The following is a 19,455-nucleotide window of genomic DNA, read 5'->3' as shown; positions in this document are numbered from 1 at the left end:
TATCCCAACCCCCGCCTAAAAATCATCATGCTGACCCGAAAAAAATCTAAGCTGCTTTTGGCTGTGGTGGCGCTGACTGTCTGTGGGAGTGTCGCCGCAGCCCTTTACTTAAAAACTGAGCGGTACAAAGCCTATAGTCCCTTAGAAAGTGGCAAACTGATACCGGATGAAGCGATGATGGCCACTTATGTGTCGGCAACGCCTCATGTTTTATCAGAATTACAAAATTTCGGCACACCGGAAGCTCAAGCGTTAGTGAGTCGGGGAATCAAAATTTTTCAAGAACAGAGTTTAGCTCAAACCCCAATTAATTTTAATCGGGATGTTCAACCTTGGATCGGGGGGGTGATGGTGGCTTTATTGCCTCCCGATGGGGGAAAACTAGGTTCGGAACCCCAACTGTTGATGGTTGTGGGAATTAAAAATAAATTGAAAGCTTGGCATTTTGCCCAAAAATTACAGACCTCACCGGAGATTAAATCCCAACAGAGTCAATATCGCGGGGTGAGTCTATCGAGTTATACCGAAAAAACGGGAAAACAATATAACGTGGCGGTTATCAACGATCATCTGGTAATCGCGGTCAGTCCTGACACCGTGAAACGGGCGATCGACACCTTCATGGGTTCCCCTTCCTTGGTCAGTTTAGCGGGAAAATCTGACCTGTTCTTGAAAAGTGTCAATCTCTCGGAACCCTTGATGACGGTGTTTATTGCGGATTATGATCGGTTGACGACGGATCTCGGTAGCACTTGGTCAGAAGTTCCGGGTTTATCTAGTAAATCCCTATCTTCGGTCAAACCAATTCAATCGATGGTGATTGGGATGGGCGTAGAAGCGGATGGGATTCGGTTAAAAGCAAGCGCTCAGTTCCGTCCCGATGGCCAGGTGTCCCCGCCGACGCCCGCATTTGGGAAAATGATGAATCGCTTCCCCAGTGAAACCCTAGCCCTGGTTAATAGCCATGATCTACATCAAATTTGGTTAGAGTTTTTAAGTTTGGGCGAAAATAACGGGGATTTGAAGAAGATAATTAGTCAAATTCGTTTGGCACTGCAAGCGATTAATTTGGACGCCGATACGGAGGTGTTTGGCTGGATGGATGGGGAATTTGCTTTGGCTGCGATCGCTTCTGAAAAAGGGGTATTAGCCTCCTTGGGGTTGGGGGGAGTGGTATTAATTGAAACTAGCGATCGCCCGGCCGCAGAAATAATGTTAAATAAACTCAATACTCTGGTTGCCCGGGGTAATCCTCCGATTAATATTGAACAACGGAGTTTAGCTGGAATTGAGGTAACGGAATGGAATGATCCCAAACAGGGTACTTTATTTGGACATGGATGGTTAAGTCCCAATATCATGTTTGTTGCCTTTGGCGGGCCAGTGGTGGAAGCGATAACTCAGAACCCCACCGACCCCTTGAATCAAAGCCAACGGTTTCAAGAGATTAGCAAATCCCTACCTAGTTCCCACCATAGTTATGTCTATTTAGATATTGAAAAAATGACATCTTGGGCTATGGGATATTTGTTAGCGTCGCCGGCGATCGCCCTTCAACCGAATAAAATGATCCTACTCAATTCAATTCGGGGTGTGGGGATCAGCGCCAGTTTTCCCGATAATGCAGAGGTTGAAGTGGAGATGTTATTGGGACTCAAACCTAACAACTAACAACTGATAATTGATATAGCAGGCTAGAGGGAATACCAGGGGAAAAAACTGCGCCGTCAGGTTGGCTGAATCAGTATAAGTCAAACACCGCCATGCACGGGACTGCTATAACTAATAACTGATGAATGATACAGACGTGCCCGGGCGTGCGCGATGCCAAAGGCTATTGGCACTTCTCTGCTGACGACTGATAACTGATAAACAATCACCGTATGCGTATACTAATTTACTCTTATAACTACCATCCTGAACCCATTGGTATTGCTCCTTTGATGACCGAACTCGCCGAGGGTCTGGTGAGGCGGGGCCATGAAGTGCGGGTGGTGACGGGAATGCCCAATTATCCCGAACGTCGGATTTATCCGGGATACCAAAATAAGTTGTATCTCACGGAAGAACGGAATGGGGTAGTGATTCAGCGTAGCTATATTTGGGTGCGTGGCCCGAAACCGGGATTATTGGATCGTCTCCTGCTTGATAGTAGTTTTATAGCCACGAGCTTGGTTCAAGCGTTTAATGGTTGGCGTCCTGATCTGATTTTTGCCACGGTTCCGCCTTTATTGGTCAGTATTCCGGTGGGTCTTTATGCCGGGGCGCGCCGTTGTCCGGTGATCTTGAATATTCAGGATATTGTGTCAGAAGCTGCCCTGCGGGTGAAATTGGTGAACCCCAATGGTATTGTGATTAAAACGGCTAAATTTGTGGAACAGTTGACTTATGAAAAGGTAAATCGGATTAGTGTGATTGCGGATGGTTTTGTTAATAAATTAGTCGAACTCGGGATACCAAAAGATAAAATTGTTTATATTCCCAATTGGGTAGATACTAATTTTATTAAACCTTTATCAAAAACCAATAATTCTTTTAGGATTAAGTATCAACTTGAGAATAAGTTTGTGGTTCTCTATTCTGGAAATATTGCTTTAACTCAAGGTTTAGAAACAGTCATTAAAGCGGCAAAATTATTAGAGCCTATTCCTGAAATCTCTTTTATTATTGCCGGGGAACAGGAGGCGTTACAGAATTTAGAAAAGGTCTGTCAGGAACATCAAGCGGAGAATGTTATATTAATTCCCCTAGAACCCCGAGAAAAATTACCGGAGATGTTAGCGGCGGCTGATGTGGGATTAGTGGTGCAAAAACGCCAGGTGACAGCTTTTAATTTACCGTCAAAAATCCCGGTTTTATTAGCTAGTGGTTGTGCTATTATTGGTTCTGTTCCTGATACGGGAACCGCTAAAGATGTGATTCTTAAAAGTGGCGGGGGAATTGTGGTACCGCCCGAGGATGCCCAGAGTTTAGCCCAGGCGATTACTGATCTTCACAAAAATCCCGCACAATTAGACGCCTTGGGTCAATCCGGGCGAAAATATGCAGAAGAACATTATGGCATTGAACAGGCCTTAGACCAGTATGAACGGTTATTTAAACAGGTGTTAAGCCAGGAATAGCCGATTTTGTCTTTAACTTCAGCCTCCAAAATCGAAAATAATGATTAAAATGATCACTAGATGTAAATTTGATTGTTAACCTTGATTCCATACGAGGAATAAAAAAACTGAATGGTTGATAACGCCCAAACCCAATACGCTGTTGAGCAAATGATATCTGGCGCCAATGTTGATGAGCATACCAGCCGGGAAACCGCCCTAGTCGCCGCCCGAGCAGCAGATGACCGGAAGGCGGATAATGTTATGGTACTGCGCGTGTCGGAGGTATCTTATCTAGCTGATTATTTTGTGATTGTAACGGGTTTTTCCCAAGCTCAACTCCGGGCAATTTCTCTGGCAATTTCAAACCAAGTAGAAATGGAATTAGAACGGTTGCCCCTGAGAGTCGAAGGCCAAAACGAGGGTAACTGGGTTTTAATGGATTATGGTGATGTCATTGTCCATATTTTGTTGCCCGAAGGTCGAGATTTCTATAAATTAGAAGCATTTTGGGGTCACGCCGAGCGAGTGGATTGGCAATTCGATTAAAGAAGGTCTAAAATCCTACGGGTTCGTAGAATCTGTTGGGTTATTTAAGACTTCAATTTGTTGTTCTATCTTTTCTTTCGCTTCCTTTGCGGCTGGATAATCTGGACTATATTCTAAGGCTTTTTGATATGAAGAAATAGCTTCGGGATATTGCTTTAAATTCGCTAAAGCATTACCCCGACTGTACCAAGATTCTTCATGATCAATTTGTTGAATAGTTGCCTGATCATAGGAAGCGATCGCCCCTTGATAATCCCCTAAATTATATAAAGCATTCCCTCGATTATACCAAGCTAAATAATGATCATTGTGTTTAATTTTTAAGGCTTCATCATAGGCGGAAATTGCTTCTTCATAGCGTTTAAGTTGATGCAATGACCATCCTAAATTATACCAAGATTGATAATCATTGGGTTGAAGATTAACCGCTTTTTCAAACGATTCAACAGCTTCTTTTGTCCTATCTTGTTTTAATAATCCCTGACCGTGACTATACCAAGCGGCGGAAAAATTAGGATTAAAACGCACCGCCTTATCGTAGGAATCTGTCGCTTCTTCATAGCGTTTAAGTTGCATTAAAGCATTCCCTCGGTGATACCACGCATTCGGATCATTCGGTTTAACTTTAACCGCTTGATCATAAAATTTAAAAGCATTTTTATAATCTTCTAAATCATGATAGGTTTTTCCCGTTTTAGATAAGGCTTCAAAGGAATCAGGAAGCTGCTCTAAAACCACTTGATAAGATTGAATTGCTTCTTCATAGCGTTTTAAGTTAACTAAAACATCGCCTTTTCCTAGCCAAGCTTCCACCTCATCTGGATTTTGTTCAATCGCCTGTTCAAAAGCTGTTAAAGCATCCGCATACTTTCCCAAAGCAGTCATAACTTTTCCTCGACCGATCCAAGATTCAGTATAATTCGGATCAATTTGAATCGCTTTATCATAGGCTTCCTGAGCTTGGGAATATTCTTCTAATTTATATAAAATTTTAGCTTTATTATTCCAGACTTCTTTATAAGTTGGGTTTAAATCTAGGGCCTGATCATAACGTCTTAAAGCCTCTGGATAACGGTTTAATTGAGATAAAGTATTTCCTTGGTTATAGAGTTCTATTGCATTAGAAGATTTCAGAGAAGACCATAAATAAAGTCCGGTTCCCGTCCCCAATCCTATTAATCCCAACGTTGCCATTATAGTCAAATAAATTTTTGTTTTTTTGGGCTGAATTTTTAAAGGATTAAGCCAATAGTTAAAAGCTGGAACCGTTGCTATATTGGGTTTATTTAAACTTTTTATAGCTTCTAATGCTTCCCTGGCTGACCCATATCGTTCTCGAAAATCATACCGGATCATTTTATTTAAAACTTCAGCAAATTCTGGACTCACACTCCCTTGATTTTGCCAAATAATTTCCTCCGTATCGGGATCAATTTGTAACTGATGCGGCGTAATTCCAGTTAATGCTTGAATCCCGATCATTCCCACCGCATAAATATCACTACTGGGTTTAGGATTTCCCCGAGCTTGTTCACCGGGCATATAACCGGGTGTTCCAATCCCCACACTCAAACCACTCTGGCCTGGAGCATTTAACATTTGGGTTGTAATCTGTTTCACCGCTCCAAAATCAATTAAAACTAATTGATGATCTTTTTTGCGTCGAATTATATTTTTAGGACTAATATCCCGGTGAATAACATTTTGCTGATGGACAAAATCTAATATTTTTAAAATATCCTGTAATAAGATAATCGTTTCCGATTCATTTAAACCGCCTTTAGACGTATTCGGGAGAACTTGAGTCAAACTCGAATGAATGGAAGGATCAGGAGGCGGCAGGGTCGGGGAAACAGAGAAATTAGGGATTAATTCTTGAGTTAAATCATGACCTTCAATAAATTCTTGAACTAGATAAAATTCTTGATCTTCTTCAAAAAAAGCGAATAACTGGGGAATTTGTTCGTGATGTCCTAAACGATATAAAACTTGCGCTTCTGTTTCAAATAAACGCCGGGCAATTTGTAATGTTGTGGGGTTTGTGGTGTGGGGTTTGAGTTGTTTAACCACACATTGATGGCGATCGGGAAGTTGACGATCTTCCGCCAAGTAGGTGCGTGCAAATCCTCCACCCCCCAAGGATTGCAAAATGTGGTAGCGTCCGCCTAGTGTGGTTCCCAGCATATCCCCGATTATGATTGCTAATATTAAGCGCTGAATCACGCCTAGGTTTATTTTATAGCAGGGAATCGGCAATTGGGAATATATCCCCCTAATCCGCCTTTTTAACGGTAGTTTAGGGGGATATAATTGAGGTTATTATCAGGGGTTTTCAGCAATCCTTGATATCGGTGGGGAATAGGTAAAGAATCGCGGTATTAATAAACCCAATTAATGACTTGCGATAATTTCATCATCCGTTGAAAAATCAACTTCTGTTTGATCTAATCCTCTGGGTAAATAATCATTTTCAAAAGAATCTTTTAAACCAGAAATTAAATCAAATTCGGGTTTCCAGTTTAAATCCTGTATGGCTTTATGCACATCAGCAAAAAAGTGTTGGACTCGCATGGGAAATGCTTTCCGTTTGCCAAAATCAAACTGTTTAGGATCATAATGAATTAGTTTAAATGAATCTAAGGATTTCCCCGCAGCAATAGCGCAAGCTTTGGCTAAACCATCGAAGGTAACATAACGTTCTCCTGAGATATTATACACCTGACCAATGGCTTTTTGATTCCCTAAAACCGCGGCCATTGCGGTTGCTAAATCCTTAACATGACCTAACTGGGTAAGGTGAAATCCATTCCCCGGAATTGGAATTGGACGACCCGCCACAATCCGATCAAAAAACCATGATTCTAAGGGATTATAATTCAATGGCCCATAAATATAGGTAGGGCGAATTGATGTCCAAGGTAAATTTTGAGCCTGCAAATAACTCTCGGTTTCGTATTTGCCTAAATGACGACTTTTCGGGTCAGTAGCATCCCCTTCAATATGGGGCATTTGATCGGATTTTAAATATACTCCGGCCGAACTCATATAAACAAAATGTTGCACCCGATCTTTGAATAAATCTGCTAGGGGTTTTGTATCATTAAGTTCTCGTCCATTATTATCAAAAATGGCATCAAATTGTTGGTTAGCAAGTTTTTCTTGAATTTGGTTAGCATCGGTGCGATCGCCATGAATTTGTTGAATCCCTTCAACGGGTGCAGGTTTTTTACCTCGATTAAATAGAACAACTTCATGCCCTTGTTCAACTAAGATTTTAGTTAAATAAACCCCAATAAATCGGGTTCCACCCATGATTAAAATTCGCATTTTTATCCCCTAAAACAGTTTAATGATCACTCAAACTACAAGAATTAATTTTTATTCTGATAGTTTTTTATTCACTCCTTTAATATTCATACCGAATCATGGTGCAATCGTCAACTCATGACCCACCCACATTAACCCAAATTTAATAGAGCCCGGTCGGGCTCACTACGACCGGAATTTTTGAGAGCGATTAATAAATATAAATTGCCCCGGTATCTTGAATATTAATCGCATTATCTCCGGCGACACCAGCAGCAGTTTTTACCGTCACATTAACCACATTATCCTGTACATCAATTCTATAATCCAGAACGGCGGCTCTGGCTATAGAATTAATCACAATATGAGAATTACCAGGGACATTATTGATAGTAAAACTGCCCCCAGGAGCAATTTGAGAATTCGTTTTTCCGGTGGTTAATCCCGTTTCTAAATTATATCCGGTTTGATTCACAATGCTCACCGTTACGGGTTGATTAGGATTAATTCTGGCGACGGGTTGCCAAGCTCCGGGGGTATAGGTTTGGGCGGGAGTTCCCTCAGTTACGGGAACTGGAATATCAATCGGATCTTGAGCATAAACCGAAGATAGGGATAAAAAAACACCTCCGATCCCCAAACAACCCGTTAATAAAAAAGAATGGAAATGATCAGGCAATTTAATCATAAATTTCACCGAGTCTGTTTATTGAAATACTACTGATTTAATCATATCTATTCCTGAGTAGCAGTAACCGGAATTTCAATTAATTTCCTGTTTAAACAACCGAAACCCTTGGCACATCTCGACCGGGGGATAGGTCATCTCTATTTCCAGTTCGGTAGTTACCTATCGTGAGAAAGATGCTATGGGTTTGAATCTATGGTACTTTTATAAAAGTGAAAAATTAATCCAATATTGCGATGTTATTTGAACGTTCCAGTGGAATTTTACTGCATCCTACCTCTTTTCCGAGTCAACACGGAATTGGAGATCTCGGAAAATCCGCCTATGAATTCATTGATTTTTTACAGCGAAGTGGTTATAAATTATGGCAGATCTTACCCCTAGGCCCAACGGGAGAAGAACATTCTCCTTATATTATGAATTATAGCACCTTTGCGGGTAATCCATTAATGATTAGTTTAGAAGAATTAGCCCAAGAAGAATTATTAGAATTACCAGAAATTATCCCCTTAGAAACTCAAGATTCTAGCAAGGTTAATTTTGAAACTGTTGTTCCCCACAAAACATTATATCTCAAAAAAGCCTACACTCGCTTTCAACAACAGTTAGAAGAAAAACCTAATCCTGCCTTTGTAGCCTTTTGTCAAAAACACGCCTCTTGGTTAGATGATTATGCCTTATTTATGGCTTTATTAGAAGCCCATGAAGGTCAATCGTGGAATTATTGGGAACCCGCTTTAGCCCATCGAGATCCCGAGGCGTTAAAAGCCAAGAGTGAAGTATTAAAAGAATCCATAACCTATCAAAAATTTCTGCAATTTATTTTCTTTAAACAATGGGAAAAATTGCGTCAATATGCCAATGAAAAAGGGATAAAAATTATTGGGGATATTTCTATTTATGTATGTTATAATAGTGTGGAAGTTTGGTCAAATTCCCATCTATTTCAACTCAATTCTGAAACCTTAGAACCCCTTTATATTGCTGGAGTTCCGCCGGATTTCTTTAGTGAAACGGGTCAATTATGGGGGAATCCGATTTATAATTGGGAAGAACTACAAAACACCAAATTTGCTTGGTGGATTGAACGATTTAAAGCTACCCTGGAATATGCAGATTATGTTCGGATTGATCATTTTCGAGCTTTTGAAGCCTATTGGCGGGTTCCTGGAAGTGAAAAAAATGCTATTAACGGAGAATGGATTAAAGCGCCGGGTTATGAGTTTTTTGATGAACTTAAACAACAATTAGGTGATTTACCCATTTTAGCAGAAGATTTGGGAATTATTACTCCCGAAGTTGAAGAATTGCGAGATCATTATCATTTCCCGGGGATGAAAATTTTACAATTTGCCTTTGGTGGAGATGCAAATAGTGTTTATCTTCCCCATAATTATGTTCACAATTGTTTAGTTTATACCGGAACCCATGATAATGATACAACTATTGGTTGGTGGGAAACTGCAACGGCAAAAGAAAAACAACATTTTGCTGAATATTTAGGCTATTCTTCCCCCGATGAAATTACTAATATTAACTGGGTGATGATTCGTTTAGCATTAAGTTCCCTGGCGAGTTTAGCGATTATTCCTTTACAGGATGTTCTTGATTTAGGGCACGATGCAAGAATGAATGATCCCAGTCATAATGATGGAAATTGGCGGTGGCGTTATCAAAGTTCGGAATTATTAACTCAGGAATTAAGCGATCGCTTATTCAAGTTAAATCAACTTTATAGTCGATAAAAATAGGGGTAAGGGTAATTCATGAATTATCCTTACCTGGAATCAATTTTTTCTAGGGTTTTTACTAAATCTTCGATGCTGATTTCAAAGCCCCCCTCAACTTGTTTTCCCAATACAAAAGCATACTTAACTCCCAAACAATCCAGCCGACCTTTATAGACATTATTAAATCGATAGGGCGGTTGTAATGTGAGAATCACGCCATTATCTGCTACCGTAAATAATCCATTAGCTAACTGACTTCCTTCAACTCCAATAATCATTTTTGTTCCTACCATTTGACGCACAATTTCCGCGGCGGGTGTCTGTTCAGGATCGATAATAATAAAACCTTGACTCCTGAGAAATTCAGCAATTTTATCCTCATTAACTAGGCATCTCTGAACCCCTGATTTTCCCCGGAGTAACATCACCCCTGGACTAACTAAAGATGAACCTAATGGCTTAATTTTATTGCGAAGATATTGATAACGTTGCCGTTTAAATTGATTTTGTGCATAATCTTCAATAATGATCAATTCCTTAAATTTAGCGTGGGTAACAGGTGTTGAATTAATCTCAAAAAGATGACTATATTCAATTTGATTCGGACTCAGTTTCTCAGAAGTTCTCACCGCCATTCCTAATTCTCTCGCCGCCAAATTTAAGATCAGATCATCGGTCATCCAATGACCAAAATAACGGTTTCCATATAACGTACAAGCGAGTGCTGCTTCAGAAATATATTCTGTTTTATCTTGATTAAACCAAGATTCTTTTGTTGTTGTTAAGGGTAATTTCATCGCCCCTTTATAAATATATCCATTATGAATTTCTACATTTCTCAAGCGATAAGCAGTTGTTGCTGCGTGTTGAGTCAGACCTCCTTGTATGCGCCGCAATTCATTCTCATATGTCGTTTGTTCGGCGACACCGGTAACTTTATTGAGTTCTCCAGGTAAATAAATTGCTGGGGGAGAAATTGAACTCTCAGCCGCGCAAAGAGTCCATTTTTTATCTGATAAATCTTTATAGGTTTTACGTCCAGTTAAAAGACGTAATCCACGCTGTTTCAACAAAGGTAAATTTATCATATAATTTCGATAAAATACTATTTTTTAAATTCTTCTGAGTTGAGATTAAATTATCAATTATAGTTACCGTATAATCTAACATAAAACTGTTTAAGTAGCTGCTATTTCTTGAATATGATTAATCCGGCGTTGAAAGGTTTTTTCAAAAGTATGTTGTTTGGCAAATTCCAGGGATTTGTAGGATTCAGCAACAATTAATTCTCGATTTTGGTTTAATTCGGCAATTTTTTCGGCTAATAAATCTGGTCGATTCATTTTTACCAACCAACCCGCCTGGGATTGATTCACAACTCCCACAAAAGCCTCATTATCATACCCGATAATGGGAACACCACAACTCATGGTTTCTAAATAAGTACAGGACGGATCTCCTTGAAGATGACAACAGATAAATAAATCAATATTTTTCTGAATAAAAGGAACAAGTTCTGTTTTGAATTCTAAAACTCCTAGCATTTTAACAGAATCAGAAAGTCCCTTTTGAATAATCTGTTTTTCCAGGGTTTCTTTCTGTTCTCCATCTCCACAAATAAACATCTCAAATTGAACCCCAAGCTGTTTAAGATGTTCAGCAACTGAGAGTAAATGATCCGTACCTTTGATTTTAATTAAACGTCCAGAAAATATTAACCGTAGAGGATTTTTTTTCAAACACTCAGAAGTTCTTGCCATTAAATTATCACTACTAATTATCATATCTTCGGCAATTCTAGTATCAAAGAAAAGGAAGGGATTGGGATTAATTTTATGATAAGATTGATAGGTAGGAACACCATTACACTGAACTCCATTAGCGATCGCGATCGCCTTTCTTTGCTTTAATTCTTGAGAAACCTCCCAAGCATATCTTCTCAATCTTAAAATCGGATTCTGAGTCGTAGCATTAATAATCTGGATGCGAGTTTTTAAGCTGTATTCAGTGATATAAATACAGGGAATATTATGTAGTTTACAAATTTTACTAATCTGATTTTGTCTAAAACCTGCACTAATTAAGAAAAATGAATTATTATATAAATCTTGATGTTTTTGTATGAAATCCAAATCACATACTTCTATTTTAAAAGGCATTTTATTAATATCAATTAATGTATTGCTAAGATCATTGTTTAAAGTTTTATCTTCTTCGATAAAAACCACTATTGAACCAGACCAATATTTTTGATATTCAAGAACACCATCTATAAATTTTTGACTAATAATAACTTGATGATTTGATATTTTTTTGACTTTTAAAGTAGGAATTAAAACTAATTTTAGTCGTTCTATCATTGTATTTTTTTATGTAGATGCTAGGAACTGTATTTCCAATAATTTTAAATTCAAAATTGAGATTTAACCTCTATTTTCTGATATTGATAGGGACGATTTTTTGCCCCCCAGACCTGTTTTCCTTGGGCATCAAAGCCCCGATCTTGAGTTTCCATCCCCTTTTCATCTAACTTAATCCTATTGGTGACTTTAACCGCCCCTTTAAGATTAGTAACACAGCCTTCTGGTTGAGTTTCACCGATATATTGAGTCCCCACGGGTTTTAAAAATACACTACAATTGACGTTCTCTATTTCTTGAACACTGATCAGCCGTTCTGATAAAGGTTTCTGACACAAACCGATCCAATTTGTAGAATTAATAGGTTTAAAACTGACAGACTCAATACTATTTTTATCGATACTGGGTAAAATATTTAAAACTCTCTGACGATAGGGTTTAGATAAATTACGAGTTAAGGCTTGTTCTTGATAGAGAAAAACTCCTTTAGAATGTTGAACAGAACTATCTGTATTCTTCAATTTTACCTCACAAGTAGTCATCCGAACACTGGGCGCGTCAGGAATCGCCTTAGCTTGGGCTGAAGTCTCCATTATACCCGTTAAATATGAGGTGACTTGCTGAATATGACCTTGCATTGGATCAGTTTGAGTCCTGCATCCACTCAAAATAAAAATAAGCCCTAAAATAGAAACAGAAGATAGTTTGATCATCGGAATATCCAAAACTGAGTCAATCCTTTAGTGCTTCCAAACATTGTATTAACATAACCTGTAAATTATTATTATGCCAACTTACACCGGAATTTCTAGCGAAGCCTTCCGTCATCCCCTGGACAGAGAAGCAGAAGTTGCTTTAAGAAGTGTTCCAGGCTTTGATTTAATTGCCAGTAAATTTGTCGAATTTGTCTATGAACGTCCTCAATATGTTTACTTGATGGGAAATGCTTTGCAAGTTGGGCCAAGACAATATGCAAGTATTTATCATCTTTTTCGAGAATGTGTTAGAGATTTAGATATTATTCCCGAACCGGGTTTATTTGTCTCTCAAAATCCTCTGGTTAATAGCTATGCTCTCGGACAGGAACACCCCTATATTATTGTAAATACGGGTCTTTTAGATTTAGTCGATGAAGCTGAATTAAGAGCGGTTTTAGCCCATGAATTAGGACATATTAAATGTGGTCATCCGATTCTAAATCAGATGTCAATTTGGGCGATGGGTGTGGCTTCCATGATTGGGGAATTAACTTTTGGGTTGGGAAATTTAGTTAATAGTGGCTTAATTTATGCCTTTTATGAATGGCGCAGAAAAGCCGAATTATCCGCAGACCGGGCGGCATTATTGGTAACGGATGATCTCAAATGTGTGATGAAATCCATGATGCAATTAGCGGGAGTTAGTACAAAATATGCTCACGAATGTAGTTTAGATGAATTTATTCGTCAATCGGAACAATATCGAGATTTAGATCAAGATGGTTTGAATCAAGTTTATAAGTTTTTATTGTACAATGGAGGTCAGGGCATGATGTTAAGTCACCCCTTTCCGGTTGAACGCATTCAATATCTAAAAGAGTGGCATGATTCGGTCGAATATCGTAAAATTCGTGCGGGTGAATATCAACAAGCCACCACGGAAGGGTCGGTTAATGTGAAAGCAGAAAAATCTCAAGATGAAGTCGATGATTTACGCCGACAAATTGAGGAGTTACAGAATCAAATTAATCGGATTAAGTTTAAATAATTCAGAGGATATCAACAAATTGTATCATGAGTTTTGAGTTAGGTGGGTGAGAATATTAACTTAATAATCAGAAGAACAGGTTAACTTACTCACTCACCCAACAAGTTGAAAATGATTACTTTTTGAACCGATATTTTGGGGGCAACGTGCGCGTTACCCCTACAGGAATTGATGTTTTTTAAGCTGCCATATCCTCAAGATTATCGTGATCAATAATAATGGCTTTTCCATCCGAACTAAAATCAGCCCAAACGGGTGAAAAATAGCGATTATGGAGATAAATAACTTCATCCATATTGGTGATCACTTCAATTTCTTCTAAATTTTTTTCGGCTTTTCGCCAAGCTGTCAAGGTCAGATTTGCACTGCCTTTAAAGGCTATTAATCCATCGATAACAATTAGTTTTTGATGGGGAATTCTATCCCAGTTAAAAATAGTTTCACACATCGGTTTAATCTCTAAGTTTGGGCTTTCATGGGTGTAGTTGGATAATTCGGGTAATTGATAGGTTTGACTAGAGGTTAACGAAACAATACCTTTCACTGGAATCCCTTGGGATACTGTTTTTAATGCTCCCAGAAATTGATGACTAATCCCCAGACTGATAAAATGGATAAACCTTTTAGCCAGACTCATTGCTTTTAATAAACCTGCCATGAGGGGATAATTGGCGTCAGTATTAAGGCGTTGTGCGATCGCTCCTAATTTTTTATATTGCTCAATATCAAAGTCATTATCATTAAAGTAGAGATTTTTATCTCGGAAATAAGCTTGAATTACTTTTGCAGGTTCAGGACTATTGACAATATATTGAATTCCGCAAGTTTGGCAGAAAATTTGTTTTTGTTGGTTTCGTTGTAAGCTGGGGTGAATCGCATAGCAGTTTTGACAGTGAGCTAAACGGGTGTCAAGTTGTGACAAGCTACGCAGATCAAGAGAGGGTGTTTTACGGTTAGGTAAATTAGAATAATCGTAGCTGTTGGGTAGAAACATATTTATTCCTCGTTATGAACATTTTTATATTTGCATAGGTAGTCCTACACACCGAATGGACAAGAATAATCAATTTATACACAAATTAGATTAATTTTGTGTATGGCTTGTGTAAAGGCTAATTGATATACTAAAAATGCTCACTAATAATGGATACTATGTATGAGACAAAAAGACCCATCGCAGATATTTAATGAGTTACCTGACAAACGTAAACAAGTATTCTGCTTGATGTGCGAAGGAAAAACCGATCCTGAAATTGCTGACGCTATGGGAATAACACCAAGTACCGTTAGAAAACAGATTGAAAACTTAGGCAATGATTTTAATATTGGTACAGATAAGGATCATAGTGATGAACGTCATTCAAGACGGGAGGGTTTACTAGAAATAGGGCAAGAGTTAGGTTTAGTACCATCTGGGTTTTATATTGAACGTCCTCCGATTGAAACGATTTGTTATCAAGAAATTTTAAAACCTGGTTCTTTACTAAGGATTAGAGCATCGAAGCAAATGGGAAAAACCTTATTAATGACTCAGATTTTTGAAGAAGCTAAAAAACAAGGTTATAAAACTGCTAACTGGAATTTACTCCAACTTCAGGAAGATGAAATTACCAATATTGATAAATTACTACGTTCTCTTTATATAGCTGTAACTCGCTCGTTAAACTTAAATCATTCCTTGGCTGATCTTTGGGATGAAACTATAGGAAGCAAAGATAATTGTACATATTATTTGGAAGATTATATATTATCTCATTTAGAATTTCCTCTTGTTTTAGGATTAGATAATGTAGATCGAGTTTTTCATTTAGAAACTATCTCGACCGATTTATTTGGATTATTACGGTCTTGGTATGAAACTGCAAAAACTAATGAATTATGGCAGCAAGTAAAATTTGTAATTGCTTATTCTACTTCAAATTATCCAAAATTAAGCATTAATAACTCCCCTTTCAATGTTGGAAAGTCTATCGAATTACGAGGATTTAACACGGAGCAAGTTCAAGATTTATCTCGACGATATGGTATTGCTGTTGATTCTAATACAGTTAGCAGGTTGATGAATATGGTAGACGGTCATCCCTATCTAGTTCGGCAAATGTTTGAGCAGATAGAAGCTAATCCAGATTTAACAATAGCAGAATTGCTAGAAACTGCTCCGACCAATGCAGGAATTTATACAAATTATCTCAGAGATATTAGTGATACTCTTAAACAAAGTGTAGAATTAGCAGCAGCTTTTAAAATGGTATTAGGGGCTGATCAACCTGTCAGAATTGATGATGAACTTGCCTTTAAGTTGGATAGCTTAGGGTTAGTTGCTAAGGAAGGGAATCATGTGACACCTCGCTGTAATTTATATCGCTTATATTTTAAAGAAAGGTTATAAAAAATGAGTAATCAGCCAATTTCATTCAATGATGAATACACTTTAGGGGGAAGTTTAACTGTTAATGATCCCACCTATGTCGTTAGACAAGCAGATACAGAACTTTATGAAAGTTTAAAAGCTGGAAAATTTTGTTATGTTCTGAACTCTCGGCAGATGGGAAAATCTAGCTTACGAGTTAGAACAATGTACAGATTACAAAAAGAAGGTTTTGCTTGTGTAGAAATTGACTTAACAGGTATTGGCAGTAATCAAGTTTCTCCTGAACAATGGTATACAGGAATTGTCTATCGAATTATGAGAACTTTCCGCCTTCCTAGTCAGCTTAACTGGCGAGAGTGGTGGAATAGTAGTAATTTTATTTCGCCAATTCAAAGGCTTGGAGAGTTATTTGAGGAGTTTTTATTAAAATCAGTTTCTCAAAATATTATTATTTTTATTGATGAAATTGACAGTGTTCTAAATTGTAGCTTTTCTACCGACGACTTTTTTGCTTTTATTCGATATTGCTACAATCAACGAGTGAATAATTCAGATTATAACCGTTTAACATTTTGTTTGTTAGGAGTTGCAACGCCTTCTGATTTGATTCAAGATAAAACACGCACTCCTTTTAATATTGGTCAAGCTATTGAGTTAAAAGGTTTTGAATTTGAAGAAGCGAAGAAATCTTTAATTAATGGAATAGCTAAAGTTGTTGATGATCCTGAAAATGTTTTAAAATCTGTTTTAGATTGGACAGGAGGACAGCCATTTTTAACTCAAAAGCTTTGTAAGTTAGTATTCGATAAAATTTTAGAAGTTCCTAATCATAATGTTGATGAGTTAGTGCAATCTACAATGATTGAGAATTGGGAGACTAATGATAATCCTGAACATCTTAGAACCATTCGTGATCGCATTCTCAAGGATGAAGCATACACTAGCCGACTATTGGAAATCTATCAACAGCTTATCAGTTCTTTTACCCAAACCCTAAAAGCAGATAATAGCTATGATCAAATTAAACTTCAGTTATCTGGGTTAGTTGTTAAAAAAAATGGTTGTTTGCAGGTTTATAATCGAATTTATCAAGAAGTTTTTAATTTGAGTTGGATAGAACAAGAACTGGCTAACCAGCGAAAGTTTTATCATGAGAACTTAGTGGCTTGGTTAAAGTCAGGACGAACTGATACCGAACAATTGTTAAGTGGAGAAATTCTCGAAAAAGCTTTGAAAGAAGAAGAAACAAAACGATTAAGTGATGAGGATCAAGATTTTTTGAATGCTAGTCGAGACTATGATCGCCAACAACTGAAACAGGGGAAAGAAAAAGCAAAAAAAATTATTCAACTTTCTCTTAAGTCAACTAAAATTGAATTAGCAGGAGTAGAAGTATTAACATTATTTAATAGGAATATTGATAAACTCCAAGTATTACAAGATGCCATTAAGATAGGGGAAGATTTAAAACGCCTCTTGTACAACTGGCGAGAATTAGCACAAGATGAACCTGATCTCCTAAATAAGCCACCTGCTAGTAGTTCCAGTCATACCCTTCAACAAATCCTTAGCAAAATTCGTCAAAATCGCAAATTCACAGGTCATTCTCGCGGAGTCAGAAGTGTAGATTTTAGTCCGAATGGGGAATTTCTTGCTACTGCGTCTGATGATGGAACAGCAAAACTGTGGGATTTACAAGGGCAAGAATTAATTACTTTCATTGGTCATTCTGGTTGGGTAATGAGTGTGGTTTTTAGTCCGAATGGGGAGTTTCTTGCTACTGCTTCCTATGATGGAACAGCGAAACTGTGGGATTTACAGGGGCAAGAATTAATCACCTTCACAGGTCATTCTCAAAGAGTAACAAGTGTAGCATTTAGTCCGAATGGAAACTATCTCGCTACCGCTTCTGATGATAGAACAGCAAAACTGTGGAATTTACAGGGGCAAGAATTAATTACCTTCACAGGTCATTCTCAAAGAGTAACGAGTATAGCATTTAGTCCTGATGGTAAGTATCTTGCTACCGCTTCTGGTGATAGAACAGCAAAACTATGGAATTTACAAGGACAAGAATTAGTTAAGTTCACAGGTCATTGTGCTTTGATAATGAGTGTGGTGTTTAGTCCTGATGGTAAGTATATTGCTACCGCTTCTGGTGACGGAAGAGCGAAACTATGGGATTTGCAGGGTCAACTGTTTGCCTCGTGTTTGGAATATTTCAGTGGGGTAAGTGCAGTAAGAAGTATAACATTTAGTCCTGATAGTAAGTATGTTGCTACCGCTTGCTCTGACGGAACAGCTAAACTGCGGGATTATTTACAACCACAGAAATTAGTTAGCTTCACAGGTCATTTAGCTTGGGTATCCACTGTGGCGTTTAGTCCTAATGGTAAATATCTGGCTACTGCCTCTAATGATGAAACAGCAAAACTGTGGGATTTACAGGGGCAGGAATTAGTCACTTTCACAATAAATGGCTTGTTATATTGTATGGCATTTAGTTCTGATGCTAAGACTCTAGTAACAATTTCTGGCGAAACAGCGAAACTGTGGAATTTACAGGGACAGGAATTAGTCACCTTTACAACAGGGCATTCTGACATAGTAAGGAGTGTGGCATTTAGTCCTAATGGTAAATATATAGCTACGGGTTCAGATGATAAAACTGCCAAACTATGGAATTTACAAGGACAAGAATTGCATACTTTTACAGGTTATTCTGACTGGATAATGAGTGTGTCTTTTAGTCCTAATGGTGAGTTTTTAGCTATTGGTTGCGGTGATGGAACTGCCACACTTTGGGATTTACATAGGCGGGAATTATTAAAAAAGTTTGAGGATGATTATGGTGAGGTAATGAGTGTATGTTTTAGTCCTAATAGTCAGTTTCTAGTAACTGGTTACGGGTGGGAAACTGCTAGACTTTGGGATTTACAGGGAAAGAAATTAGCCAAATTTCCAGGTCATTCTGATATAGTAACGAGTGTATGTTTTAGTCCTGATGGTCAGTTTTTAGCTACAACTTCTGAGGATAAAACTGTAAAACTGTGGGATTTACAGGGTCAGGAATTAGCCGAATTTACGGGTCATAGTAACATGATATATAGTCTGGCATTTAGCCCTGATGGTCAATACCTAACTACTGGTTCACATGATGGAACCGTTAAAGTTTGGGATTTACAGGGCAATTTGTTAGCAGATTTTCGGGGATATAAGGGCAATTTGTTAGAAGGGGAACCTGATTTTATTGAGTTGGATAGTTCTGTTTTAGGTGTCTGTTTTACGCTTGATGGGAAAAACATTGTTGCAGCTTATGAAGATGGAATAGTACGATTTTGGCCGTTTGAAAGTTTAGAAGAATTAATAGAACGGGGGAAAGCATGGTTAGGAGTTGAGTGAAATAACGTTTTTAGACGACATTCTCAACAGTAAATACTCAGAGATTCGCCCCTGTTAATTCACCCTTCCTTGATGTCAGAATACCTTGTAAAATTGGTTATCAAGTTACTTTGTTAATCGTCCAGATGAGCGAGAACGTTTGAAAGTTTGTCAATAGGCTCTATTTTCTTTCCCAAATTAATTTCAACCGATCTGTAGTGAG

General features: G+C 38.0%; 14 protein-coding genes. 7 read left to right on the top strand and 7 right to left on the bottom strand.

The genetic code is table 11. The features are described from left to right. Positions 1-27 precede the first annotated feature (27 nt). From PL9631_RS22470 to rsfS, 3 genes are all read left to right on the top strand, one after another. Positions 28-1,671 (top strand): DUF3352 domain-containing protein, encoded by a 1,644-nt coding sequence (locus PL9631_RS22470; RefSeq protein ID WP_083623830.1) that lies wholly within the window; start codon positions 28-30, stop codon positions 1,669-1,671. Positions 1,672-1,883: 212 nt separating this feature from the next. After that, entirely contained in the window at positions 1,884-3,122 is a 1,239-nt protein-coding gene (locus PL9631_RS22465; protein WP_083623828.1) for a glycosyltransferase family 4 protein, read from the top strand. A 111-nt stretch (positions 3,123-3,233) separates the two neighbouring features. Then, entirely contained in the window at positions 3,234-3,650 is a 417-nt protein-coding gene (rsfS, locus tag PL9631_RS22460; RefSeq protein WP_083623826.1) for a ribosome silencing factor, read from the top strand. 15 nt (positions 3,651-3,665) lie between these two features. On the opposite strand, the gene PL9631_RS22455 is transcribed toward rsfS, so the two are convergent. From PL9631_RS22455 to PL9631_RS22445, 3 genes are all read right to left on the bottom strand, one after another. Further along, on the bottom strand, positions 3,666-5,834 hold the full coding sequence (locus tag PL9631_RS22455; protein WP_083623824.1) for a tetratricopeptide repeat protein: 2,169 nt from the start codon (positions 5,832-5,834) through the stop codon (positions 3,666-3,668). 207 nt (positions 5,835-6,041) lie between these two features. Then, positions 6,042-6,977, bottom strand: coding sequence for an NAD-dependent epimerase/dehydratase family protein (locus PL9631_RS22450; RefSeq protein WP_083623822.1), 936 nt, complete (start codon positions 6,975-6,977; stop codon positions 6,042-6,044). Positions 6,978-7,167: 190 nt separating this feature from the next. Continuing rightward, on the bottom strand, positions 7,168-7,644 hold the full coding sequence (locus PL9631_RS22445; protein ID WP_083623821.1) for a hypothetical protein: 477 nt from the start codon (positions 7,642-7,644) through the stop codon (positions 7,168-7,170). Positions 7,645-7,880: 236 nt separating this feature from the next. Here PL9631_RS22445 and malQ point away from each other — a divergent pair, with 236 nt between their 5' ends. Continuing rightward, positions 7,881-9,389 carry a 4-alpha-glucanotransferase gene (gene malQ / locus PL9631_RS22440; RefSeq protein WP_083623818.1) on the top strand — a complete coding sequence of 503 codons (1,509 nt, stop codon included), beginning with the start codon at positions 7,881-7,883 and terminating at the stop codon, positions 9,387-9,389. A gap of 32 nt (positions 9,390-9,421) precedes the next feature. On the opposite strand, the gene PL9631_RS22435 is transcribed toward malQ, so the two are convergent. The 3 genes from PL9631_RS22435 to PL9631_RS22425 all read right to left on the bottom strand — a co-directional run bounded on the left by PL9631_RS22435 (position 9,422) and on the right by PL9631_RS22425 (position 12,447). Beyond that, positions 9,422-10,462, bottom strand: a complete 1,041-nt coding sequence (locus PL9631_RS22435; protein WP_083623817.1) for a glycosyltransferase 61 family protein — start codon at positions 10,460-10,462, stop codon at positions 9,422-9,424. A gap of 90 nt (positions 10,463-10,552) precedes the next feature. Beyond that, entirely contained in the window at positions 10,553-11,734 is a 1,182-nt protein-coding gene (locus tag PL9631_RS22430) for a glycosyltransferase (protein ID WP_083623815.1), read from the bottom strand. A 50-nt stretch (positions 11,735-11,784) separates the two neighbouring features. Next, entirely contained in the window at positions 11,785-12,447 is a 663-nt protein-coding gene (locus PL9631_RS22425; RefSeq protein WP_083623814.1) for a chromophore lyase CpcT/CpeT, read from the bottom strand. Between the two features lie 73 nt (positions 12,448-12,520). Between PL9631_RS22425 and PL9631_RS22420 the strand changes: the two genes are divergently transcribed. Continuing rightward, the gene (locus PL9631_RS22420) at positions 12,521-13,480 is read left to right on the top strand and encodes a M48 family metallopeptidase (protein WP_083623813.1); all 960 of its coding nucleotides are present in this window, start codon (positions 12,521-12,523) and stop codon (positions 13,478-13,480) included. Between the two features lie 178 nt (positions 13,481-13,658). On the opposite strand, the gene PL9631_RS22415 is transcribed toward PL9631_RS22420, so the two are convergent. Then, the gene (locus PL9631_RS22415) at positions 13,659-14,474 is read right to left on the bottom strand and encodes a phospholipase D-like domain-containing protein (protein ID WP_083623811.1); all 816 of its coding nucleotides are present in this window, start codon (positions 14,472-14,474) and stop codon (positions 13,659-13,661) included. A 162-nt stretch (positions 14,475-14,636) separates the two neighbouring features. Here PL9631_RS22415 and PL9631_RS22410 point away from each other — a divergent pair, with 162 nt between their 5' ends. Beyond that, positions 14,637-15,869, top strand: a complete 1,233-nt coding sequence (locus PL9631_RS22410; protein ID WP_083623810.1) for an AAA-like domain-containing protein — start codon at positions 14,637-14,639, stop codon at positions 15,867-15,869. Between the two features lie 3 nt (positions 15,870-15,872). Then, positions 15,873-19,253 carry a WD40 domain-containing protein gene (locus PL9631_RS22405; protein WP_083623809.1) on the top strand — a complete coding sequence of 1,127 codons (3,381 nt, stop codon included), beginning with the start codon at positions 15,873-15,875 and terminating at the stop codon, positions 19,251-19,253. Positions 19,254-19,455: the final 202 nt, after the last annotated feature.

Source organism: Planktothrix paucivesiculata PCC 9631 (genome assembly GCF_900009265.2).
In the GTDB taxonomy this organism is placed as follows: domain Bacteria; phylum Cyanobacteriota; class Cyanobacteriia; order Cyanobacteriales; family Microcoleaceae; genus Planktothrix; species Planktothrix paucivesiculata.
The sequence above is the reverse complement of the archived record's forward strand: the minus strand, read 5'-3'. Positions and strand labels throughout refer to the sequence as shown.